Annotated in this window: 20 protein-coding genes and 1 tRNA gene; 9 read left to right on the plus strand and 12 right to left on the minus strand. The window is 49.5% G+C overall.

What is annotated here, in order from left to right; genetic code table 11:
* Window positions 1-62: 62 nt before the first annotated feature.
* Window positions 63-2,084 (minus strand): M3 family metallopeptidase, encoded by a 2,022-nt coding sequence (locus tag ACFOET_RS07115; protein WP_379021018.1) that lies wholly within the window; start codon window positions 2,082-2,084, stop codon window positions 63-65.
* Window positions 2,085-2,175: 91 nt separating this feature from the next.
* Window positions 2,176-4,680, minus strand: a complete 2,505-nt coding sequence (gene hrpB / locus ACFOET_RS07120; protein ID WP_379021354.1) for an ATP-dependent helicase HrpB — start codon at window positions 4,678-4,680, stop codon at window positions 2,176-2,178.
* A gap of 36 nt (window positions 4,681-4,716) precedes the next feature.
* Between hrpB and ACFOET_RS07125 the strand changes: the two genes are divergently transcribed.
* Window positions 4,717-8,064, plus strand: coding sequence for a DEAD/DEAH box helicase (locus ACFOET_RS07125; protein ID WP_379021020.1), 3,348 nt, complete (start codon window positions 4,717-4,719; stop codon window positions 8,062-8,064).
* A 90-nt stretch (window positions 8,065-8,154) separates the two neighbouring features.
* On the opposite strand, the gene ACFOET_RS07130 is transcribed toward ACFOET_RS07125, so the two are convergent.
* The 4 genes from ACFOET_RS07130 to ACFOET_RS07145 all read right to left on the minus strand — a co-directional run bounded on the left by ACFOET_RS07130 (window position 8,155) and on the right by ACFOET_RS07145 (window position 11,906).
* Window positions 8,155-9,393: a nucleoside permease gene (locus ACFOET_RS07130; RefSeq protein WP_379021022.1), complete on the minus strand. Its 1,239-nt coding sequence runs from the start codon at window positions 9,391-9,393 to the stop codon at window positions 8,155-8,157.
* Window positions 9,394-9,479: 86 nt separating this feature from the next.
* The gene (locus ACFOET_RS07135) at window positions 9,480-10,091 is read right to left on the minus strand and encodes a bifunctional nuclease domain-containing protein (protein WP_379021024.1); all 612 of its coding nucleotides are present in this window, start codon (window positions 10,089-10,091) and stop codon (window positions 9,480-9,482) included.
* 56 nt (window positions 10,092-10,147) lie between these two features.
* Complete coding sequence (locus ACFOET_RS07140) at window positions 10,148-11,122, minus strand: electron transfer flavoprotein subunit alpha/FixB family protein (protein WP_379021026.1); 975 nt, start codon at window positions 11,120-11,122, stop codon at window positions 10,148-10,150.
* A gap of 46 nt (window positions 11,123-11,168) precedes the next feature.
* Window positions 11,169-11,906: an electron transfer flavoprotein subunit beta/FixA family protein gene (locus tag ACFOET_RS07145; RefSeq protein WP_379021028.1), complete on the minus strand. Its 738-nt coding sequence runs from the start codon at window positions 11,904-11,906 to the stop codon at window positions 11,169-11,171.
* A 195-nt stretch (window positions 11,907-12,101) separates the two neighbouring features.
* On the opposite strand from ACFOET_RS07145, the gene ACFOET_RS07150 reads away from it, so the two are divergent.
* Window positions 12,102-12,434: a tetratricopeptide repeat protein gene (locus ACFOET_RS07150; protein ID WP_379021029.1), complete on the plus strand. Its 333-nt coding sequence runs from the start codon at window positions 12,102-12,104 to the stop codon at window positions 12,432-12,434.
* A 42-nt stretch (window positions 12,435-12,476) separates the two neighbouring features.
* Here ACFOET_RS07150 and ACFOET_RS07155 read toward each other — a convergent pair whose 3' ends face one another.
* Both ACFOET_RS07155 and ACFOET_RS07160 read right to left on the minus strand, forming a co-directional pair.
* On the minus strand, window positions 12,477-12,689 hold the full coding sequence (locus tag ACFOET_RS07155) for a hypothetical protein (protein WP_379021031.1): 213 nt from the start codon (window positions 12,687-12,689) through the stop codon (window positions 12,477-12,479).
* 75 nt (window positions 12,690-12,764) lie between these two features.
* On the minus strand, window positions 12,765-13,901 hold the full coding sequence (locus ACFOET_RS07160; protein ID WP_379021033.1) for a cysteine desulfurase family protein: 1,137 nt from the start codon (window positions 13,899-13,901) through the stop codon (window positions 12,765-12,767).
* Between the two features lie 134 nt (window positions 13,902-14,035).
* Here ACFOET_RS07160 and ACFOET_RS07165 point away from each other — a divergent pair, with 134 nt between their 5' ends.
* From ACFOET_RS07165 to trxB, 3 genes are all read left to right on the plus strand, one after another.
* Complete coding sequence (locus ACFOET_RS07165) at window positions 14,036-14,167, plus strand: hypothetical protein (RefSeq protein ID WP_379021034.1); 132 nt, start codon at window positions 14,036-14,038, stop codon at window positions 14,165-14,167.
* 93 nt (window positions 14,168-14,260) lie between these two features.
* Window positions 14,261-15,241, plus strand: coding sequence for an exonuclease domain-containing protein (locus tag ACFOET_RS07170; protein WP_379021036.1), 981 nt, complete (start codon window positions 14,261-14,263; stop codon window positions 15,239-15,241).
* 85 nt (window positions 15,242-15,326) lie between these two features.
* Window positions 15,327-16,280, plus strand: coding sequence for a thioredoxin-disulfide reductase (gene trxB / locus ACFOET_RS07175; protein WP_379021038.1), 954 nt, complete (start codon window positions 15,327-15,329; stop codon window positions 16,278-16,280).
* 15 nt (window positions 16,281-16,295) lie between these two features.
* On the opposite strand, the gene ACFOET_RS07180 is transcribed toward trxB, so the two are convergent.
* Both ACFOET_RS07180 and ACFOET_RS07185 read right to left on the minus strand, forming a co-directional pair.
* Window positions 16,296-16,793 (minus strand): rhodanese-like domain-containing protein, encoded by a 498-nt coding sequence (locus ACFOET_RS07180; protein ID WP_379021040.1) that lies wholly within the window; start codon window positions 16,791-16,793, stop codon window positions 16,296-16,298.
* On the minus strand, window positions 16,793-18,133 hold the full coding sequence (locus tag ACFOET_RS07185) for an MBL fold metallo-hydrolase (RefSeq protein ID WP_379021042.1): 1,341 nt from the start codon (window positions 18,131-18,133) through the stop codon (window positions 16,793-16,795). The genes ACFOET_RS07180 and ACFOET_RS07185 overlap by 1 nt, the downstream gene beginning before the upstream one ends.
* Before the next feature lie 68 nt (window positions 18,134-18,201).
* On the opposite strand from ACFOET_RS07185, the gene ACFOET_RS07190 reads away from it, so the two are divergent.
* Complete coding sequence (locus tag ACFOET_RS07190; protein ID WP_379021044.1) at window positions 18,202-19,086, plus strand: hypothetical protein; 885 nt, start codon at window positions 18,202-18,204, stop codon at window positions 19,084-19,086.
* A gap of 288 nt (window positions 19,087-19,374) precedes the next feature.
* On the opposite strand, the gene ACFOET_RS07195 is transcribed toward ACFOET_RS07190, so the two are convergent.
* Window positions 19,375-19,674, minus strand: a complete 300-nt coding sequence (locus ACFOET_RS07195; protein WP_379021046.1) for a hypothetical protein — start codon at window positions 19,672-19,674, stop codon at window positions 19,375-19,377.
* 111 nt (window positions 19,675-19,785) lie between these two features.
* On the opposite strand from ACFOET_RS07195, the gene ACFOET_RS07200 reads away from it, so the two are divergent.
* The 3 genes from ACFOET_RS07200 to ACFOET_RS07210 all read left to right on the plus strand — a co-directional run bounded on the left by ACFOET_RS07200 (window position 19,786) and on the right by ACFOET_RS07210 (window position 21,851).
* Window positions 19,786-20,949, plus strand: coding sequence for a tetratricopeptide repeat protein (locus ACFOET_RS07200; RefSeq protein WP_379021048.1), 1,164 nt, complete (start codon window positions 19,786-19,788; stop codon window positions 20,947-20,949).
* 168 nt (window positions 20,950-21,117) lie between these two features.
* Window positions 21,118-21,205, plus strand: a tRNA-Ser gene (locus ACFOET_RS07205).
* 265 nt (window positions 21,206-21,470) lie between these two features.
* On the plus strand, window positions 21,471-21,851 hold the full coding sequence (locus ACFOET_RS07210; RefSeq protein ID WP_379021050.1) for an SRPBCC domain-containing protein: 381 nt from the start codon (window positions 21,471-21,473) through the stop codon (window positions 21,849-21,851).
* A gap of 11 nt (window positions 21,852-21,862) precedes the next feature.
* On the opposite strand, the gene ACFOET_RS07215 is transcribed toward ACFOET_RS07210, so the two are convergent.
* A complete protein-coding gene (locus ACFOET_RS07215) occupies window positions 21,863-23,854 on the minus strand; it encodes a heavy metal translocating P-type ATPase (RefSeq protein ID WP_379021052.1) in 1,992 nt (663 codons plus the stop codon).

Genomic DNA, 23,854 nt, shown 5'->3' on the forward strand with positions numbered 1-23,854 from the left:
AACATTCAATGGCCGGCATTTTAGCTAAAATGCCGGCCATTTTTTATGCTACCGCTGGGCTACTAATTTAACCCCGCACGCTTAAGCAACGCGTCAGTTTTTGGCTCGCGGCCCCGGAATTGTATGTATAGCTCCATGGGATCTACCGTGCCGCCACTCGCGAGCAGCGCTTTGAATTTGGCTGCGGTGTCAGGGTTAAATATGCCTGTATCCTTGAAATAGTCAAAGGCATCCGCATCGAGCACCTCAGCCCACTTGTAGGAATAATACCCTGCGGAATAGCCTCCTGCGAAAATATGGGAGAACGAAGGACTTTGTGCAGTGCCGGGCACATCTGGATAAAGTTGCCTATCACCGATGATGTCTTTCTCGAAGCGTTCAATGGTGGTATCACCGTCAAATTTACCCGTATGGTAAGCCATGTCCAGGAGACCGAAGTTTAGCTGGCGGACAGTTTGATAGCCTTCCAAAAAATTAGCGGCCGCCACAATTTTGTCGATTTCATCATCAGGCAGCGATTCTCCCGTCTGGTAATGGCGAGCAAAAGATTGCAAAAACTCTTTTTCGTAACAATAATTTTCCATAAACTGTGAGGGCAATTCGACGAAGTCCCAATAGACGTTGGTGCCCGACAAACTTTCGTAGACCGTGTCTGCCAGTATTCCGTGCAGGGCGTGCCCGAACTCATGAAAGAGGGTGGTCACCTCTTGGAAGGTGAGAAGCGACGGGACGTCACCTACTGGACGAGCGAAGTTGCACACGACGGAGATATGCGGGCGTACCTGATGGTCGCTCTCTTTCCACTGCCCTCGGTAGGCGGTCATCCAAGCGCCTGCGCGTTTACCTTCCCGTGGGTGCCAATCGGTATATAGCAATGCCTTGTGCTGTCCGTTTTCCAACACTTCGTACACGGTTACTTCGGGATGATAGACGGGGACGTCGGTACGCAATTCAAAGACGAGTCCATAGAGCTTGCTTGCTGCATCAAAGGCTGCCTCGAGCACCTGTGGTAACGGGAAGTACGGCTTCAGTTTTTCCTCCGCGAGGTTGAAAGTAGCTTCCCGTAGTTTTTCGGCGTAATAGGCATGGTCATAGGGCATGATGGGCGATATCCCGTCCTTTTCTGCCAGTGCCTGCAATTTGGCGATTTCTTGCTCGGCGTATGGCTTGGCTTTCTGCAGGAGATCTTGCAAGAAATTCAGTACAATGGCTGGAGATGAAGCCATGCGTTCCTGCAATACAAAGTCGGCATGTGTACCAAAACCAAGCAGTTTAGCCCTACGGTCGCGCAGCGCGACAATTTCACGCACGATACCTTCATTATTGTATTCGTTCGGCTTCATTGCGCGTGTGGCCGATGCCAGGTAAAGCTGCTTGCGCAGTTTGCGGTTTGCTGCATACTTCATAAATGGCACAAAGCTTGGGAAGTGAAGGGTGAATACCCACCCAACAAGATTTCGTTTTTCCGCATCGGCCTTGGCAGCGGCGAGAATGGAATCAGGTAATCCAGCCAATTGCTCGTTGTCTTGCACATGCAGGTGATATGCATTGGTCTCCTGTAGTACATTCTGCGAAAACTTCATGGTTAGGACAGCCAGTTGCTTATCAATGTCCCGCAGTTTTTCCTTATCATCGGCCGATAGCAAAGCACCGTTTCGAACAAAACTTTTATACGTCTTGTCTAACAGGCGGGCTTCTTCTGGCGTCAGCATTTTGTTGTTTGTCGCATCATGCACCTGCTTTACCCGACTAAAGAGTTCCTCATTGAGCATAATGTCATTACTGTATTCCGCCAATACCGGAGACAATTGTTGTGCAAGTTGCTGGATGTCATCGTTGGTTTCCGCTGCGTCGAGGTTGAAGAAAGTGGCCGATGCTATATTAAGCCGCTTCCCGGTATGCTCCATCGCGGCAATGGTGTTGCCAAAATCGGGTGGAGCTGGATTGCCGACAACGGCGTCAATGTCACGTTTGGCCTCGTCGATCAATTGGAGAATTGCAGGTTTGAAATGCGCGGTTTTAATCCGATCAAAAGGTACGCTATTGAACGGAGTATCAAATGGCTTCAATAAGGGGTTGTCCATGAATTATCGATTATCAAAGTTCTTAACCGCCGGTCAACGGCAGTAGTTCAAATCTGCCAAACTTACAAAAAATCACGGACATTACCGACGCTCATGGCGTTAGCGACTTCCTGGGTGCGCCTCGCACCGCTTGCGCGTGCAAGGGGTCATCTGGCCATGCATGTTTAGGGTATCGCCTTTTGAGCTCTTTGCGCACTTCGTAGTAAGCTGTTTGCCAGAAGCTGCGAAGATCGGCTGTGACCTGCACAGGTTTGAATCCAGGGGACAGAAGGTGCAGTACGATGGGAGTACGCCCGTCGTTTATGCGCGGAGTGTCCAGCAGGCCAAACACTTCCTGCAACCTTACCGCCAGTACCGGTGGCTCGCCAGAGGGGGCATACGAAAGCTTGATGGTCGAACCGCTGGGTACGATAAGGCTTGGGGGGGCTAGACGGTTCAATGCCTGTTGCTGTTCGTAATTGAGAGTGTGGTGGAGAATCGCAAATAAATCGAGCTTTTTCATTTCTTCGACTTTGCGCACGCCATGGACGTAAGGAGACAGCCATTGGTCCGGATGGCGTAAAAGGGTAGACGTCGACACATCGGGCCACGCTTCATCGGGCCGCCATTTGCGAAGGCTTAGCACACGGCGTTGCCATTGTTCGACAGCCGCCGTCCAATTGAGTATGTGATCGCCTTCAGTCTGGAGGACATCGAAAATCGCTTGCCGGATTATTTCTTCATCTAGTTCTTGCAGTGGCTCGGACTGGATCACAATGGCGCCTATGCGTCGGTCGCGCGTAGCGATGATGCCTCCCTGCTTGGTGTCCCACATGGTGCGCTGGGTTTCGCGAACGAAAGGGGATAAGTCGGCGGGATTGACGGCCGAGGCGAGGAATACGCTGCCCAGGCCATCACCGGCGTCGAGCAGCGCGATGGATAGCCATGGTTCATGGGCCAAGTCGTCATTGGCCGGTACAGCAGCCCGTTTTCCAGCCGCCAGTTGAAAGACGCCAGCACGTGGCCTGTCGTCTCGATGCCTAGCGATGCGTTCAGGATAGGCATATGCCAACATAAGGCCGGTGTGATTCGGGTCGACAGGACCGTTTTCTTCGGTTATATCGAGCAACTTTCGGTATGAGCGGGCGATTTTTTCGATATTATCGAAACGTTTGCCTTGCATTCCGTATTTCCTATGCTTCCGTAGTGCCTCTACGCGAAGGTTAATATTGATTCCGGCGTCTCGACCAAGCGGATCGCGCTCTTCCAACAAGGCTGCGGTATCTGTGGCAAGGGCAGACATTCCGAGCTGTTTGCTTTTCAACAACATATGGGCGATACGCGGATGGCAGGGCAGCGCATGGATGGCTTTGCCATGCGGAGTGACTTTGCCACCATCAAGAGCGCCCAGCTCTTGCAGCAATGCCGCCGCCCGCGCCACCGTCGGCGGTGGAGGTGGCGTGAGCCATTCAAGCTGGCTTAAGTCATTTATGCCCCATTGGGCGGTATCGAGTAGAAGCGAGGTGAGGTCCGCTTCTAGGATTTCCGGTATTCTGTAGGGCGCCATCCGCTGCGTCGTAGCCATGGTCCAGAGGCGGTAGCAGGTTCCGGGACCAAGCCGGCCGGCACGGCCCGCGCGCTGGGCTGCCGCATCCTGTGAAATGCGTACCGTTTTGAGGCGTGAAAGTCCTGATGGAGGATCAAACACCTGTGTGCGGGTATAACCGCAGTCGACCACCACGCTGATGCCTTCAATGGTGAGACTCGTTTCCGCTATGGAGGTGGCCAGCACAATCTTTCGTTGCCCATGTCGGTTCGGTTGTATGGCCAGATGCTGGTCAGCCAAGGACATCCGTCCGTAGAGGGTGTGTACGACTGCCTCTGTGGGATGAGCATAGAGTAACTGCGCGCAAGCCCGGATTTCTCCTTCACCCGGCAGGAAGGCAAGAATGTCGCCCTCTGTTTCCCTGGACGCCCGGACAATCATACGGGCGCAATATTCGGGCAGTTGGCGCACGTCCGGCTCTTCCGTGTGGACGATATCAATAGGGTACATGCGGCCCCTGCTTTCGACCACAGGTGCTTGCAGGATTGTCGTAAGCTGGGCGGTGTCCAAGGTGGCCGACATAATGAGCAGGCGTAGATCGGGACGGAGCACCTGCTGGCTTTCGCGGCAAAGTACAAGGGACATGTCAGTGTGCAGACGGCGTTCGTGAAACTCATCGAAAATGACCATCCCAACATCTTCCAGCGCATTGTCCTGATGCAACATACGTGTGAGGATGCCTTCGGTGACCACCTCGATGCGTGTGCGAGATGAAGTTTGGTTTTCGAAGCGCACCCGATAGCCGACAGTTTCGCCGGCTTTTTCGCCCAAAAGCGATGCCATGCGTTGAGCGATGCTGCTTGCAGCCAGGCGGCGCGGCTCAAGCATAACGATTTTTCTGTCTCGCAGCCACGACTCATTGAGCAACGCCAAGGGCACCACGGTACTTTTTCCGGCCCCCGGAGGTGTGCTGAGGATAAGGGTATTATGTATAGCCAACTGTTGAGTTAGCTGCGGTATTACCCCAACAACGGGGAGATGGACTTTAGACAAATCAAAACTTACAGCCATGCCGTGACAAAGATAGGAAAAGGATATATTTGCGACATGCTCGATTTTCAAGAGTGCCACGTCTTTATTTTGCGCTGTACGGCCGTTGACCAGTTTACCGAATCAATGGTAGCGTCGCTAAGCGAGCGGGGTTTCTGGGTGGACGCAGGGGCAGTTAAGCCCCTGAAACTGGAAGTAGACCGGGGAGTATTTACTTGCCGCCTTCCCGACGGCACACTTGCCACCGTTGGAATAGTGCAGGAAAACGGACACGTGATTGTCTCGGGTGACCTGCCTGGTCTGTCAAATAAAATGACGCTTGCGGAGGCAATGGTGTTGACTATGATTCTCAGGAGCGAGGAGCTCAATATATTTTTCAAGCCGCTGGTCCGGCATCAGAAGCTGCGGGAAGCCGCTATGGCCTATGGCTTGGAGCATGAGCCAGATCTCGACCTCTATTTAAAGCCGGTTCTTGCCGAAGGGCGGTTAACCATCAAACCGCGCAATGCCGGATTGCTACCACTTGATTCGCCCAAGCTGCGAGAACTGGGTGCGCAGGCAGAGCGCCAATGCCACCCTGACGTCGCCGTATCGACAGCGGAACGGACCATTGCGGTTATCGCTCGCCACAAATATTACCGCCATCCAGTAGTTGAACTGTTTGACGCAGAACGAACCCAATCAGGTGGCCTAAAGGCTCCGCTAACCCCTGTAGATCCACTTAGCCTGCTCACGGAATCAGCCAGCTTAGGTGAAGCGATGTTTTATGCGGCTGTCGCCAAACTTCAGCAGGTAAAAGGCGTCGACCGGATGGCTGCGGACTTGGAAGCACTGCGGATTATCTTGAAAAACGGGAGTGGTCATCCGTTTTACTACCATGACGAGCAATTTGGGACTAAAATTTCTTCTAAATCGTTGGTGTTAACTAAAACGGCGCTATTACCCGACACGGTATGCCTTTCGGTGCAAGCCGAAGGCGTTTTCTACGCGGTGACGGGCGCAGTTACCCTGGCAGGGAAAACGTACGCCATACATGAATTATCGCTCACAGCCGGCTGCTTTTTCTCATTGAACAGCACGCTTTATTTAATCGATAGCGCCCTCCTGCTCTCCTTGGTGGTGTTGTTTCGGGAACATCAGGGCAAATTACTTATCCATGCCAGCAGATACCGGGATTTCCAACGGTTGTTGCTAGACAAACTGTCCGACAGCATACAGGTAACCTACCCGAACATCAAGCCGGGCACGGCAGAGCAATTGTTAGAGAACGGGTTTGCGGTGCCTCCGGAGCGGCTTATATACTTGTCGGATTTTGGCCAGCATGTTATGATCATTCCAGTGGTGCGCTACGGGGAAGCCGAGGTAGCTATCCGCACGGAAAGGCAAGTGAAGGCGGTGGATGGAAGAGGGAGGGACTTCATCGTCTCCCGGGATGACGACTTTGAGCAGGAGTTTAAGTTCCTGCTTATCAAGCAGCATCCTCATCTGGCAGAGCAAATGGATAATAAACTTTACTACTTTTTCCTGCATAAGAAATACTTTTTGGATGAAACATGGTTTTTGCGGGTATTTGACGCGTGGAGTCGATTGGGAATTGAGGTATATGGATTTAATGAGCTGAATAGTAAGTTAATTCCGAACAAAGTAGCTATTGATATTAGGGTCACCAGCGGGATAAACTGGTTTAACGCCACGCACGAAGTGCGCTTCGGAAAAAAGAAAGCATCGCTGAAAAAGATTCAAGCAGCCCTTCGTAACAAGAGCAGGTATGTGGCGTTGGGCGACGGTACAATGGGCATCCTCCCCCAGGAGTGGCTGGAGAAATTTGCGGCATACTTCCGGGCAGGCGAGGTGCTGGATGATGAGACGATTCGCTTTACCAAATCGAATTTCGAGACGGTGTCTGCGCTTTATGATGCGGCGATGCTGGACAAAACAACTGCCGCGGAGATAGTGAAATTGCGTGAACAACTGAACGACGTTGAGGCGATCCAGCCGGTAGCGGTGCCGCACGGGCTGAAAGCGGTGCTCCGCCCATATCAGCGACAGGGGTTGAACTGGCTAAGCTTCTTGGATCGTTTCAACTTGGGCGGTATATTGGCGGACGAGATGGGGTTGGGAAAAACCGTCCAAGTGATTGCGTTTATGCTTTCGCAACGCGAAAGTGGACGTACGGGCACCGATCTGGTAGTAGCGCCCGCAACATTGATCTTCAATTGGCAGCGCGAATTGGCGGCGCTAGCACCTTCATTGGAGGTACTGACATTGTACGGACCTGATCGCCCGAAATCCATTGACACGATTAACCGTTACAACGTGGTGCTGACGTCTTACACGACGTTACTGTCTGATGTCCGTTCGCTTAAAGACTTTTTCTTCAACTATGTCTATCTTGATGAATCCCAGCATATCAAGAACCCTGATTCTCAGCGCTACAAAGCCGTTCGCCTCTTACAGTCACGCAACCGGATAGCCATTACGGGGACCCCTTTGGAGAATAGTTCGTTCGATCTATACGGACAGCTTTCATTTGCCTGTCCGGGATTATTGGGCGATAAGCGGTATTTCCGTGACGTATACGGTAAGCCTATCGACCAGTTCAAAAACCAGAAACGACGGATAGAACTCCAGCAGAAAATCCAACCATTCATCCTGAGACGCACCAAAGCCGATGTGGCGGCTGATCTGCCAGAGAAGGTGTCAATGGTGCTTTATAGCGAGATGGGCAACGAGCAGCGTAAGGTATACGACGCCTATGAAAGGGAGTTCCGCGAATTTATCTGCGCACTGTCGGGCGATGAACTGGACAAAAGTCCGATATATGTGCTCCGCGGACTGACGCGCTTGCGGCAAATCTGTAATTCTCCGGCACTACTGCCCGATGGCATGCTGAACACCGCAGTATCGGCCAAGCTTGAGTTGCTGAAGGAGCGAATTAAGGAAAAGAGTCCTTATCACAAGGTGGTCATCTTTTCGCAGTTTGTGTCCATGTTGCATTTAGTGGGTGACATGTTGAGTAGCATCGGTGTCCGCTATGTGACCTTGACGGGTAGTACGCGGGTCCGTGAAGAAGTGGTAAACACCTTTCAGAACGATCCCACCATGCGTGTCTTCCTGGTAAGCCTTAAAGCCGGTGGCATGGGGCTGAACCTTACAGCGGCGGAGGTAGTGTATCTGATAGATCCCTGGTGGAACCCGGCAGTCGAACACCAAGCGATAGACCGTGTACACCGGATTGGGCAGAACCGAAAAGTGATGGCATACCGGCTGGTCACACCGGGCACGGTAGAAGAAAAAGTACTGCAATTGCAGGCTACGAAAAGCGCGCTGGCGGATGGGCTGGTAAGAAACGATGCACCCTTTTTCCGAACATTGAATAAGGAGCATTTGCTAAGGCTATTGTAACCACTGCGGTTTTAAGAAAATTTCACTGGCAAGTACGACGATTCCATGGTTGTGAGCTTTGGGGCGGCTAAAGCTATTGTTGAAGCCGCTTTATAAACTTCTGGTTGCAATCATTCGCTTATTCCGAAAAATTAAGAGAAAGAGCACAGCCAGGACCAATGCGTAGCCTGAAAAAGTAAACCAGATGCTAGGCCAATCCCGCTGACCTTCGGCGTTTGTAAAGTGGTCTACCACCCAGCCGCTGCCGTAGCCGCCAACGATCGCCCCGAAACCGTTGGTCATAATCATAAACAGTCCTTGTGCACTGGAACGGATTTTTGGCTCTGCAACTTTCTCTACGTACAGCGAGCCGGAAATATTGAAGAAATCGAACGCCATCCCGTATATGATCATTGATAAAATTAGTAAATAAAGTCTGTCATGGGGATTGCTCAAGCCGAATAATGCAAACCGGAGTACCCAAGCGAGGATACTGAACAGGATGACGTTTCGGATGCCGAAACGGCGTAGGAAAAACGGGATCAGCAGGATAAAAAATGTTTCGGAAATCTGCGATATAGAAAGCAGCAGGTTGGGGTGCTGTGCGCCGAACGAACCAGGATAAGTCGCCCGAAAATCGTCTAAAAACGGTCCGCCGAAAGCATTGGTAATTTGCAATGCGGCGCCAAGCATCAAGGAAAAAAGGAAAAACAATGCTGTATTCCGGTGTTTGAATAAAACAAAGGCATCCAGCCCCAATGAGGATACCCATGACTTTCTGCGGGTCTCGTCTAAAAACGGCGGAGACGGCGGTACTGTGAAAGCATAACATCCCAGAAAAAGCCCTGCTACTGCGGCTTGATAAAGCTGGCTTGTGTTTTTTGTCCAGCTTAGGAGATCGACGCTCCACATAGCCACAATGAAACCCACGGTGCCCCACACACGGATAGGAGGGAAGGCTTTGACAACGTCGTGCCCATTGCGCGTCAACACATTATAGCACACGGAGTTGGACAATGCCAGCGTCGGCATGTAAAACAGTGAGTTGATGAGCATCAAGACATAGAACGTCTGGAAGTCTGTGACCTGTGCCGCTGCAATCAGCGCCCCAGCGGCAATGAAATGAGCCACGGCGAATACCCGTTCGGCATTGACCCATCGGTCGGCTACGATACCCAACAGCCCAGGCATGAACACAGATGCTATTCCCATGGTTGAATAGACCGATCCGACCTGCAGGCCAGAAAAGCCCAGTTGGCTTCCCATATACCCGCCAAGCGAAATCAGCCATGAACCCCAAACGAAAAACTGCAGGAAGTTCATCACCGTGAGTCGAATTTTTATCGGCATCGTTTGATCGTTGGTGGTGTTGATAAAGGTGGTCGATGGTTCGTGTTCCGTGAACGAGCAGGTGTTCGCTATTGATTGAGCTGTCGCTAGGACGACTTTCGACGAGAAATCTCATCTCTTATCCGAGCTGCCTTTTCGTACATTTCCTCTGCGAGTGCCTTTGTTAGCAATTCCTGCAATTGGTCATCCGTCATGGAAGTGAAAGACGAGCCGGCGTCTTTTGGTGCCATAGCTTCCGGATCGTTCGTTCCTGCAGACTCAATGTTTTCTAGAAATACGAAATCGTTTCCTTCAATGACGATGCCAGCAGAGGCCAGTATGAACTCATAGGTATAGACCGGAGCTTTAAAACGAACGGCTAGCGCAATGGCGTCAGAGGTACGCGCATCAATCTCGGTTTGCTTGTGGCCATCGTTAAAAATGATTTTTGCATAAAAGATACCATCAACCAAGTTATAGATAATCACTTCGTCGATCCGTATGTGGTAGGTTTCCGCAAAGGCCTTGAATAGGTCGTGTGTCAATGGCCGACTGGGCGTCATTTTTTCGATTTCGATGGCAATCGCCTGCGCTTCAAAGCCTCCAATAATGATGGGCAACCTCCTGCGCCCTGACACCTCGCCCAAAACCAATGCATACGCCCCTGATTGGGTCTGGCTATAGGATAATCCGACGATATCTAATTTTATCTTCTTCATGCATGATTCCGCGCAGGAAATACAAAGATGCAAAATGTTATGGAAAAATCAACCGATTAATTGCCTTTATGTGCCTTTATTGCCGCAGTAAGCTTGGGGACTACTTCTAACGCATCTCCGACGATACCGTAGTCGGCCGCCTTGAAAAATGGAGCTTCCGCATCCTTGTTGATAACGACAATTATTTTAGAGGCGCTGACGCCTGCCAGGTGCTGTATGGCGCCGGAAATGCCGATGGCAATATACAGGTTGGGGCTTACGGTAATACCTGTTTGTCCAACATGTTCGGAATGAGGCCTCCAACCGGCGTCAGACACCGGTTTCGAGCATGCCGTTGCTGCGCCCAGCGCTTCGGCCAGCTCTTCTATTATTCCCCAATTTTCCGGCCCTTTAAGTCCGCGGCCCGCGGATACAACAATCTCGGCGTCCGGCAGGGTCACCTTATCCGTAGCGCGGACGATATCGTGGATGACCGCAGCGAAGTCGCCGGCCGGAATTTCAGGGCTGAATGTTTCTATCTCTGTACTGCCGCCCGTTTCGCGTACTTCAAAGGCATTCGGGTTGAGGGAAATAACTTTTTTTGCAGAACTGAGCTCGGTAATGGCGTAGGCTTTTCCCGAAAAGGCGGTCTTCTTAACGGTCAGCCGGTCCCCATCAAACCGAGGCAATTCCACGGCACTATCGGCCAGCCCAGCACCCAGCTTGGCTGCCACCCTCGGCGCCAGTCCTTTCCCGCTAAATGAGTTGGAAAGAACTATTACATTTGCACCTATGTGGTCGGTGGCGGCGGCGATGACTGAGGCATAAGCTTGATTAGTGAACTGCTTAAGTCGGTCTGCCGATACATTAAGCACCTTAGAGGCGCCATAGTTGCCCAATGACGCCAGATCCGATGGGTCCACATTGCCAATAGATATCGCCGTAACAGTTGTATTTATAGCATCCGCGACGGCTTTGGCGTAGGAAACAACTTCATGCACGGACTTCTTGAACTTGCCATCGGTGTTTTCTGTATATACTAAAACTGACATATCTGTGTAAAAAAAAATTGAAAAGGGAACATTGTACTTGAATAAATTAAATTACTCGAGCCTTGTTATGCAATAAATCCACGAGTTTCTCTACTTCCCCGGCATCAATCAACGTGACGGTACCACGCGGTTCAGGCGCTTCATAGCCCACCACTTTGCTCCATACCGGCACATCCACGGGACCAATTACGGTCAGTGGCTTTGTGCGGGCACTCATGATGCCTCGCATATTGGGGATACGTGGTTCGGCAACTCCTTCAGCTGTGCCTACAACGATGGGCAACGGAATTGAAAGCACCTCTTTTCCACCTTCTATCTCCCGTTCCACGGTAGCCGAATCACCGGCAACTTCTATTTTCTTGGCGGTAGACACTGAGGGAATTCCCAGCAGCTCGCCAACGAACGCAGCCACCTGAACACCATTGTAGTCGATGGATTCCTTTCCCGTGAGGATAACGTCAAATTGTTTTTCCCTCGCATAGCCCGCGATCTGGTGTGCTACGAACCATGCATCTCGGGGTGCGGCATTCACGCGCACCGCCTCATCAGCTCCAATGGCCAAGGTTTTACGAATGGTAGCTTCAGTGATTGCTTCACCCACATTAATAACCGTTACGGTACCTTTTCCTCCTTCGGCTAAACTGATTGCTTTCGATAAAGCGATTTCATCATAAGGGTTGACAATGTATTGGAGCCCTGTCGTGTTCAATGCTGTATCACCGTCGGAAAAGGTTATTTTTGATGTCGTGTCCGGAACATGACTGATGCAAACAAGTATCTTCATCGTAAAATTATTGGTGCAATGATTATTTTTCGACGACCATAGCCGGTCAAGCAAACGGTCGTTTTTGGCAACCGGCTCTTTACAAAAGTCGACAAAGTTTTTTTATTATGCAAGCATAGTATTTCCATTGGCTTATCGGAAATAACCAAAAAAGTGATAAGTTTGCCATCGCAGCAGTTTAATCGTTGAGTCAGTATGAACGACCGTTTATCACAATTACAGCGCTTTTTATTGGAAACCCCAAACGATCCTTTCCTCAAATATGCCCTTGCAACCGAGTACTTGAAATCCGGAGCAACAGACGAAGCACTCCAATATTTTGAAGACCTGCTGACTAATCATCCATCTTATGTGGGCACCTATTATCACTTAGGAAAGCTGTACGAGGCTCTGAGTCGAAAACAAGACGCCATATCAACATATGAGCGCGGTATGCATGCTGCAAGAAACAGACATAACATGCATGCACTGTCGGAATTGCAGGCCGCTTACCGGTTGGTCATGGGAATCGATGACGACGACGAATAATTGATGGCCGACTCCCGTTATTACGATCGGCCATCAATCGGATCAAATCGTTCCTGGATTGCTGACGTCAGCCGGACCTTCGTTTGTCCGGCCATGGTTCCTGTCGGCATAACTCCTCTTTTCGATGACTTCGTCTACATCGACTGAGTCGTCATCTTCTTCGATGTTATCCACCCGATCGTTTTCAACTTCATCAGTGGGATGCTCTAATCGCTCCTTCTCGGGGTCGTTAGCAAATGGTTTCTTCGGGTCCATAACATTTCTCCTTTCAATTAGTTCCTATATATGCACTAACAGCAGGGAAATGCCGTTGTTTGGACAAAACGGAATTTACGCTTTTTCCTGGCAGAGTTGGCGCAGTTTGCGAATCACAAAGTCAACTTCTTCCTTTGTGTTGTTTTTGCAAAAAGAAAAGCGCACGCTGGGCCGTTTGGGGTCGGCGCCTATTGACCGCAAAACATGTGACCCAATGTCCGATCCCGAGCTGCATGCACTTCCCCCGGAGGCTGAGATGCCAGAAATATCAAGATTGAAGAGCATCATATCGGCGATGTCCGTGCAGGGAAACGAAGCATTGACAACGGTATACAGACTGTTTTCCGGATCAATATCGCCATTGAAGCGCACATCCGGCACATGCTCTCGCAGCTGGGCTATCATATAGTTCTTTAACCCTTGAATATGATGCCGGTGTTCATCCATGTGGGCATAGCAGATTTCCAGCGCTTTGGCAAGCCCCACTATGCCATAGACATTTTCCGTTCCACCACGCATGTTGCGTTCCTGTGCTCCACCGTATATAAGTGGCTTTATCTTTGTGTGGCGGCTGATGTAAAGGAAGCCTACGCCCTTCGGGCCATGGAATTTATGAGCAGCGCCGGTCACGAAGTCAATCTGTAGTTTATTCAGGTCGTGTACGAAATGCCCCATGGTCTGAACGGTGTCAGAATGGAAGATGGCATTATATTGCTTGCATAGAGCCGACACATACTCAATGTCCGTCAGCGTACCGATTTCGTTATTGGCATGCATCAGCGAAACGAACGAGCGGGGGCCACGTTCCAGCAGCTGCTCCAATTGATGTAAGTCTACATGGCCTTGGTCATCCACATTCAAAAGGCTTAACTCGATCGTACCGTTATTTTCCAATTCTTCTAAGGTGTGCAGTACAGCATGATGCTCCAATGGAGAGGTGATGGCGCGGGTGATGCCATTGTCGACAATGCCCCTAACGATAGCCATATTATCCGCCTCAGTGCCACCAGAAGTAAAAAATATTTCAGCAGGAGCCGCATTCAGCAGTCCGGCAACGGTTTTACGCGCTTTCTCTATGATGGTTTTCACCTGCCGTCCATGCGCATGGATGGACGATGGGTTCCCAAAGTTATGTTCCAAGATTTCGACCATGGCTGTGATGACCTCGGGGTCGAGTGCAGTGGTGGCAGCATTGTCCAGGTATACTTGCATGGTGCAAATGTAAGGAACAAATGATATTTCCGTATGTTGCATTGCGGATTTATTCCGGTTTTATCTAATGCTCGACGCACTGGGAAAACGGTTCGACATAAATGTTTCAAAATAATCCTTACCTTTGCGGAGTAATGGAAATCAAACAACCGGAAATGGATGAGTACAGTTTTTGGACAAGGAATAAACGCTTTGCCACAAATGAAATTCTGCTGTACGTAGTCATGGTGATTGGTATTTTATTGGGCATTGTGGTATTCAGCTGACTCCAATTATCGTTTTCGACACCTAAAGTATGCTGAGTAAGGAAGCCATAGGCACCATCAAAAGCGAATTAATATACACGAATAACATCACGAATGAATCTTAAATTAAGACGCCCATTGGCATTTTTTGATTTGGAGACCACTGGCGTAAACATATCGGCAGACCGCATTGTGGAGATTTCTATTTTGAAGGTCTCTCCAGATGGCAGCGAAATGGTGAAAACGCTGAAAATAAATCCCCAAATGCCCATTCCCTTATCTTCATCGCTCTTTCATGGCATTTATGACGAAGACGTTCGCGATGCACCTACCTTTAAAGATGTGGCGGTTGAGCTTGCTGATTTTATCGGCGATGCTGACTTAGCAGGATACAATTCCAATAAGTTTGATATTCCGATGCTCATGGAAGAATTTATCCGTGCTGATGTTGAGTTTTCATTGGATGGTCGCTTCTTTGTGGACGTACAGAACATATTTCACCAGATGGAACAGCGCACACTAAAAGCAGCCTATAATTTTTATTGCGGTAAGAATCTGGATAACGCGCACAGCGCAGAAGACGATGTGAAAGCTACGTACGAGGTTTTGAAGTCTCAACTGGAGCGTTATCAGGGCGTGGAATGGGAGGATAAAGCAGGCAATAAAAGTACGCCCGTAGTCAATGATGTCGAAGCGCTGCACCGATTCACCAACTTAAGCCGCCCAGTAGATTTTGCGGGAAGGATGGTATTCAATGAGCATGGGGACGAAGTGTTCAATTTTGGAAAACACAAGGGGCGCACCGTGGAGGAAGTGTTTGCGGTAGAACCGAGCTATTATTCGTGGATGATGCAAGGCGATTTCCCATTATATACCAAAAAGTGCCTGGACAAGGTCTGGCAACGTTTCCGTGCAAAGCAAAAGGAACAACGGATGGCGCTTTCAAAAGCGGACGCTTTGCCGAAATCTGCCGAAGGCGCGGTGTCTGCCGGCCCTGATAAGCGCGGATCCGATCATCAGCAGCAGCCAAAACGCAAAGCGAGCCCGATAACAGAGGATATGCTAAAAAACTTGCAAGAAAAATTTGGAAAATAAGCGGAATAATACTTACCTGTGCCTGACAAACCGGTATTGAACTACAGAAGGCAAAGGTGTATTTTTGTGCGATTAAAACATAGTTATGTCACGAGAAACCGAACACGTAAAATGTCTTATTATCGGCTCTGGGCCTGCGGGTTACACAGCGGCTATTTATGCTGCCAGGGCTGATCTGAAACCGGTGATGTATACGGGTATCACACCTGGGGGGCAGCTTACACAGACCACCGATGTAGAGAACTTTCCGGGTTATCCGGACGGCGTAATGGGGCCGCAGATGATGGAGGATTTCAGGAAACAGGCAGAGCGTTTCGGCACGGATATACGCTTTGGCTACATTACTGCCGTAGATTTCTCCAATGACGTGCATAAAGTAGTAGTGGATGGAGAAAAAACGATTACTGCGGAGACTGTAATCATCGCTACAGGTGCTACGGCAAAGTGGTTGGGCTTGGAGAGCGAACAGAAATACAACGGCTTCGGCGTATCAGCCTGTGCGGTATGCGACGGTTTCTTTTTTAGGGGACAGGACGTTGCCATCGTAGGGGCGGGGGATACCGCCGCCGAAGAAGCCACATATCTTGCAAAACTTGCCAATAAAGTGCACATGCTGGTCCGAAGGGATGAATTTCGCGCCTCGAAAGCCATGCAACACCGCGTGCTGAATACGCCAAACATTGAAATTCATTACAACACTCAGGCAAAGGAAATTGTTGGGGACGGACAGAGTGTAACAGGGGTACTGGTTTACGACAACCAAACATTTGCAGAGACACTCTTGCCTGTGACTGGTTTCTTCGTCGCGATAGGGCATAAGCCCAATACGGAGCTGTTTCACGGGATATTGGACATGGACGCCAATGGCTACCTTATTACCAAGTCGGACAGCACTCGTACCAATATCGAAGGTGTATTTGCCTGTGGGGATGTGCAAGACCACGTATACCGTCAGGCGGTGACGGCGGCCGGTACGGGATGTATGGCAGCTTTGGAGGCTGAGCGTTACCTCGCAGCGAAAGAGCACGCTGTATTTTAAAAAAAGCGGTATTAATTAATATACTCTCGAGGCGTTTTCGAGCCATCTCGACCAGTCATCGTCGTAGATGTGTACTTCCGTCGTCTGGATATTTGAACAGTTATATACCGGATTTCGTTGATTGGCCCACTCGTAGATGCCCCCGAACAAATTGTATACATGCTGGTATCCCGCGCGTTGGAGTTTTTCGCCAATGCGTTCGCTGCGCTTGCCTATTGCACAATATACAACTACGGTATCCGTTTTCGGGATGTCGTACACTTTCCGCATGTCGAACCAAATATAGCCGACGTGCCTAGCACGTTTTATATGACTGATTTCAAACTCCTCCTGTTCGCGGGCGTCCAGCACGATCGCGCCCCGCTTGATCATGCTTTTTAATTCACTTACGGAGACGGTGGGTACGCTATGTCGGTACGCACGTTTTAAGAGCAGCGCAAATTCCGGGTTGACGGTTGAATCCTGCCTTACCGATCCGAGCGCCAGTCCAATAGACAAGACGACATTCCACATCAGCCGGCGGCCGTGAAGTCCAAAATATGATTGCTTATATCCTGGACAGATACCTCGGGAAACGCGGCAGCAATGATACTCGAACCGATTGCGGAACGATAGCCGCCTGCACAGTGCACTGCGATGGGCTTCGATGTTGGAATTTGGTTCAGACGCTCACGCAATTCAGGTAGTGGTATACTAAGAGATTGCTCAAACAGACGATTTGCCGCAGTTTCCTGCCGATTCCGAATATCCACGATGGTATAAGCCTGCGGGTTGCCGATAAAATGGTCCATGTTGAATGGAGTTGATTGTTTTGGACCGCCGGTTATAATTAATTTCGCTTCAATGTGCTGTTCATAGCCGATTTTAGCCGCTTTCTCGACAAGCAACTGAAGTTGCGCTGCATTCTCGGCTAAGAGGTAAAATGGCTCGTTTGGATTGATGACGGCTCCCAACCACGTCTCGAATCTTAGCCCGTCGGGTATATTTATAGCTGCCGGAAGATGCCCAGCCCTGAACTGTTCGCCTGGACGGCCGTCGACAATAGTAATTCCTTCCACCAGATCTACTGGTTTCTTTAACGTTGGGATAAATTCGATGCTGGCACTGAACCCATTAGCACCCTTTTTATTGAGTGCCACATCATATTCGAAATATTTCGGCACGAATGGCTGCTGTTCGGTTACCAATGCAACAAATTCTTCCTCATCCATGGGCTGCAGCGCATAGTTTTCACTGACCTCTCTACCAATAGTGCTGTGTAGGTCATTGCTCATATTTTTACCGCAAAGTGAACCGGGTCCGTGGGCAGGGTAGACTAGCACATGTGGAGGGAGGGACATTAGCTTATGTCGGGTGGCGTGGTAAAGCTGCCTGGCCAGTGCAGACGCTTTGGCTGTGATATTTCCGACATTTTCCCGTAGATCGGGTCGGCCCACATCTCCCACAAAGAGGGTATCGCCTGTAAACACAGCGTACGGTTGCCGAAGCTCATCTCTCAATAAGACGCAGATGCTATCAGGAGAGTGCCCCGGAGTGTTAATTGCTTCAAGATCGATCTTGCCCAACGTAATGTGGTCGCCGTCATCAAACGCCTGATGCGTATACTCAGCACCGACCAAGCGACTGGTGTAAATGGGCGCTCCAGTAAGCAGATGAAGTTCAAGGTGCGAACTGACAAAATCTGCATGTGGGTGTGTTTCGATGATGGCTTGGATCTTGGCATGATGCTGCGCAGCAAAGTCCAAATAGGGCTGAGGATCACGTGCGGGGTCGATCAAAGCGACCACTCCTTCACTCAATATGGCATAAGACGCATGAGCCAGTCCGTTATCGTAAAATTGGTGTACATTCATGGTGTGGCAATTACGCAGCAAAGATACAGAAAATGTCTTTTAGTAAAATTAATTTGTATTTTGGCTGAATGACGCTACATATACAGTTGACCGCAATCGCCAGTTGCTTTATGGCGGTTGCCGCGTTTGCTCAGGACAGCATACCCTTCTCTAAGAGGCAGAACCTTGGTAGCGTGCGCCATGTTGAGATTCATGAAGCATCTGGATTGGTGGCATCTCGGGTAAATGCTAGGCATTTCTGGACACATAACGATAGCGGTGACGCGGCACGGATTTTTCTCATTGATGATTCGGCAAGGCATAAAGCTACCTTCTACCTGGAAGGGATCCACGCGTGCGATTGGGAGGACATTGGAGTGATGGAACGCCAAGGGGTAAACTACCTCGTAGTCGGCGATATTGGAGACAACGCTGGTCGCCGTGCAGTCGTGGATGTACATATTTTTGAAGAACCGTTGCTAAGCAGATCTGGACCCATTATCGACACGATTCCAAATGCGGCTATCCGATCATTTGCGTTGCGGTACGAAGACGGGTCCAGAGATGCCGAATCGCTGTTTTTCGACCCAATAGATGAACGACTATACGTTGTCAGCAAACGGGAATTGAGGGTGGGCCTGTATTACACAGAATTGCCGAAAGGTCTTAAACCGGTTGATACGTTAGTGCTCCGTCGGGAAGCAACCTTACCACTCACATTCATTACAGCAGCCGATATTAGCCCCGACGGAACTGAGCTTTTGATGAAAAACCTAGTGAGCGTTTTCTATTGGACACGGAAGCGGGGCGAATCTGTGGCAGACGCACTCAGTAAACCGGCTGTTGTGCTACCGTATCTGCCGGAGCCACAAGGGGAGGCGATCGCATTCTCGTACGAAGGAAAAGGCTATTATACACTGAGCGAGGCCGTATTGGGGATGGACGTGGTCTTTTATTTTTACAATCGACTATAAACGAGGATAATTAGGTTTTGTTTTTATGCCTGATATACAATCTGTTATGAGTGTTTGGTAAAAAAAATTGACTATTTTGAATAATAGGTTACGAGGGGCGGTAAATTTTTTATATTTTTATTGCGCAAACCAACTAATTATAAACTTAAAAACTAGTCCTGATTGCCACGCAATCAGGACTTTTTTCTGCATTAGGAATGGGGGGTATATTCGCCATCTTACGATTTAAACGGTGTTTTTTTTTAAAACATTACGTTATGGAATAATACAATAGGGGAGGTCATGTGGTTAAGCGTTGCGGTTACCTCCGGCTTCCTGCTGCTGCCGGAGTTGGTCCACCTTGTTCTTAGCGGCAAATTCATCGGTCGTTTCAGCAAAAGAGCTCAACAAATCAGTTATGGCATCGGAGTTATCGGCTGTACGCTGGTAAATCTCCGGCAATACCTTTTCGAGGCGACTATCTCCCAATTCAATGTTATCCACTTCCACCTTGCCTATTTTTTCAAGTACCGCCTGCTGGCTCCGCTTCACATCCTCGAGCTCGCGAACAATTTTTTCCATCAATTCGAATTTCTTTAATTTGTCCATAACTATGTCTTTTTTAATTTGATAAACAAAAAAAAGCGTAAAATGTTTTTCTTAAACTAATTTTTTAGTTACTCTGCTAAAGCATTAGTTGATGAGTTAATATTTAGCGCTATGAACACTGTTTTGCACGCAATTGCGTTACCTTACCTCTGCTTTTCTTGTTTAACGGGCTACGCCCAAGACCGACAACCGGATGATGCCCGACTAGTCGAGTTCTATCAAACGCAGCAATATCGTGAGGCTGCGGAGTACCTAAACATGTTCTATCCGGAAACGACAGCTGACCCAACGGTTTTGAGTCGGCTTGCTTACTGTTATCGGATGGCTGGCGACTACAATCTGGCTGAACAATACTACCTGCGGCTACATGCCCAGGACAGTCTGCACATTCCCACCTTGCTCAACTTGGGCGCTATTAGCGTACAGCGGGGACTATATGTGCAGGCAACCAGCTACTACGAACGGGTGATTGCGATCGACACAGCCCATCTAGCGGCATATAAAGCCTTATCCGGCTTAATGATAAGAAAGGCAGATTTCGAAACCGCTTATCGCTATTTTGCAAGTGCAAACAAGTTGCAACCTTCAAACAGCGATATTGCATACGATTTTGCAAAATTGTGCATGGATTTTGATCAATATGTTAAGGCTGATTCCGTTTTGCAGGCGGCTTTGCAAACAGATCCGCGGCATGGTATGCTGTTATTAGGAAAAATCCAAGTTGCCGAAAAACTGGAAGTTTATCCGGAGATGGTGAGCTATGGTCGGCGGTTGCTCGAACAAGGAGATGAAAGTCCTGTGGTACTCTCCCTATTGGCCCGTGGATATTTCCATACTAACAATTTTGCCGGAGCTAAAGAAACGTATGATCGTATGCTTGCGCTATATGAACGTATGGGTGAGCTCGATTACTATTACTTAGCAATGTCATATAAGGCAATGAAGCACTACAAAGAAGCGCTGAGTTGCATGGATAAGGTGTTGGAGCTTGCCGTTTCAACTAATACAGCTTTTTATTATGGGCGCAAAGCCGACCTCCACGACCTAGCCAACCAACCGTCATCTGCCGTAGCCAGTTACGTGCGCAGCCTTCAGTTTGAAGTGGTTCCGTTGCATTATTACAGCCTTGGCGTGGTATATGACCGAAAGCTGTCGGACAAGAATAATGCATTGCGATACTACCGGTTGTACTTAAAGCAAAACCCGTCGGAAAAAGAAAGCAGGTACATCACCTACGTGCAACAGCGAATCAAAGAGTTAGAACGCCTTAAGTAATGAAACCATCGGTTTGTGCAATTTTCTTAGTCAGCGTTAGACCTTATCATAGGGCTTTAATCTGTATGCTCGGTAGTACCGATGAAGGCCGATGGTCAGCGGCTACCTATAAATTCGTTGCGTTTCGTTTGAAATGCTGAAATAAACGCTTACTTTTGCAACCCATTCGGAGAGGTGTCAGAGTGGTCGAATGAGCACGCCTGGAAAGTGTGTATACGTGTTGAGCGTATCGAGGGTTCGAATCCCTCCCTCTCCGCAGGATGAAAAACAATACAATCGGAACGGGCTGTCTAAGAAGACGGCCTTTTTTTATATCAGCCAGCTGCAAATAAAGCCATCCTGAAGTCGCGGCTTCAGACCTTTAGTGAACCCGGGAATCCCACAGCAAGATCGCTCTTTTTGTCATATCCGCTATGGCTTGGAATACTCTCAAGTTCATAACGTAGGGATGTGGCTATACATATGAACGTAGTTATTCGTCTGCACAAAATTTATGTATTTTTGCCGGCAGATACAATAATATGAAAGATTTTAAGGCATATTTTATCATACCCGCTTCGCCGGCGCATGTTTTTTTAGCCCTTACCAAGGCTGAGACCATCCGGTTGTGGACCGGCGACGAAGCGGTGATGATACCCGAGCCTGGTACAGAATTTTCACTTTGGGGGGGTGCGATAGTTGGGAAAAACCTTTCATTTGAGCCCGGTAAGAAGATTGAACAGCAATGGTACTTCGGCGAGCAGGAGTTGCCTTCCATCGTTACCATTAAACTACATGAACATAAGCAAGGTACTTCTATGGAAGTACGGCAGAGCAATATCCCGGACGAAGACTATGACGATATCGTGGATGGATGGCGCACGGAGTACGTGTCGTCGCTGATCGACTTTTATACGGAGTGATGACGAGACGGTCAAAATTTCATCCGTTGTATCCGAATGGCATTGCCGATAGCTAACAAAGCCACGCCCACATCGGCGAATACTGCTTCCCACATGCCGGCCACCGCTCCGGCACCAAGGAGAAGCACCATGGCCTTTACAGTGAAAGCCATAGCGATGTTTTGCCATACAATGCGGCGGGTAGCTCTGCTGATGCGGATGGCAAGCGGGATTTTGCTAGGCATATCGTCTTGGATGACCACGTCGGCGGTTTCGATGGTGGCGTCACTTCCAAGGCCGCCCATAGCGATACCGACATCGCTTACCGCAATAACCGGGGCATCATTCACCCCGTCGCCGACAAACGCGACCGTGTAGCCAGAGGATTTCATTTGTTTTACTTTGTTTACCTTATCTTCAGGCAATAGGTCGCCGAATGCGTCTTTGATACCTAGGGCGTCTGCGACGGAACGAACAACTACATGACGGTCGCCGCTAAGCATCGTAAGCGTAATACCTAAGGACTCCAATTGTGTAATGGCTTTGGCGGCGTCCGGTTTGATTTCATCGGCGATGGTAAGGTATCCCGCGTATCGGCCGGCATAACCGATGGCGACGACGGTTTTCGCCATCTCATTAGCAGGTTCGTCATATACGATTCCAAACCGGTCAAGCAACTTGAAGCTGCCAACTAAGAGCTCCCTGCTGCCGACTGTAGCACGCATGCCATATCCGGCGATTTCTTCTACCTGTTTCACGCGCGAGCTGGGCTCCACCGGGCCTACGTACTCGTGTATAGCGGTGGCCACCGGGTGGGTGCTGTTTTGTTCTGATGCATTAACCAATCGCAGCAACTCTGTTTGATCGAATTCATCAAAAATAAAGGCCTCCTGCACGGTGAATTTACCCTTGGTGAGTGTACCGGTCTTATCCATAACCAGCTGCTGGACATTCGCCAACGCATCGAGGAAATTGCTTCCCTTGAAAAGGATACCCTGGCGACTGGCCGCGCCTATTCCGCCGAAATAACCGAGCGGGATCGAAACTACCAGTGCGCAAGGACAAGAAATTACCAGGAAGACAAATGCCCGATACATCCAATCACTAAACACATAATCGGCTACAAATAGTATAGGAAGTATGGTAATAAGCGCGGCCAACACCACCACAAGAGGGGTGTAGACTTTGGCGAACCTGCGGATGAACAGCTCTGTCGGGGCTTTCTGCGCCGTTGCATCCTGCACGAGTGCAATGATTCTACTGAGCTTGCTGTCCGAATAGTTAGCGGTGATGCGCACTTTTGCAACTGTATTCAGGTTAATCATGCCGGCTAATACCGAATCGCCATGCACTTTCCTATCCGGTATACCCTCACCTGTAAGTGCGGCAGTATTAAATGAGGCGTATTCCGACAACAGGACACCGTCCAAAGCCAATTTTTCGCCCGGCTTGAGCTGTACGGTCTGTCCGATGGCGGCTTGTGCGGCTTTTATGGTCCGCAGACCGTTTTCATCGATAACGGTCACCTGATCCGGACGTTGATCCAGCAATGCTTTAATGTTGCCTTTTGCACGACGTAGCGCCATACCCTGTAGGTTTTCGCCCACCGTATAAAATAGCATCACGGCCACACCTTCTGGATATTCACCGATAGCAAAAGCACCAAGGGTAGCAATGGTCATCAGCGTGAACTCCGAAAAAAGGTCTCCTTTCGCAAAAGCACTGACCATAGCAGAGATGACTGGCACACCAACCGGAATGTAGGCCGAAATATACCAAATTAAACGTATCCATCCGCTGAAAAAAGCTGGTTTTGGGAGCCATGCATTGTCAAAGGCAAGCCCCGACAGTAGCAACAAGAGGCTAAGGATAACCGGGAGGAACAACCGGAATAGATGGTTGCCTGCACTGTGAGTTGGCAGTTGGTCTTCGCCGTTACCATGAGGATTTGGTTCCGAAGCGGTGCAACATTCGGTCTCCTCCTGTGCAGCGTCGGTTACATGGTCCTGATCGGTATTGCTCAT

This window comes from Parapedobacter deserti (assembly GCF_042646065.1).
GTDB classification, from domain to species: Bacteria; Bacteroidota; Bacteroidia; order Sphingobacteriales; family Sphingobacteriaceae; genus Parapedobacter; species Parapedobacter deserti.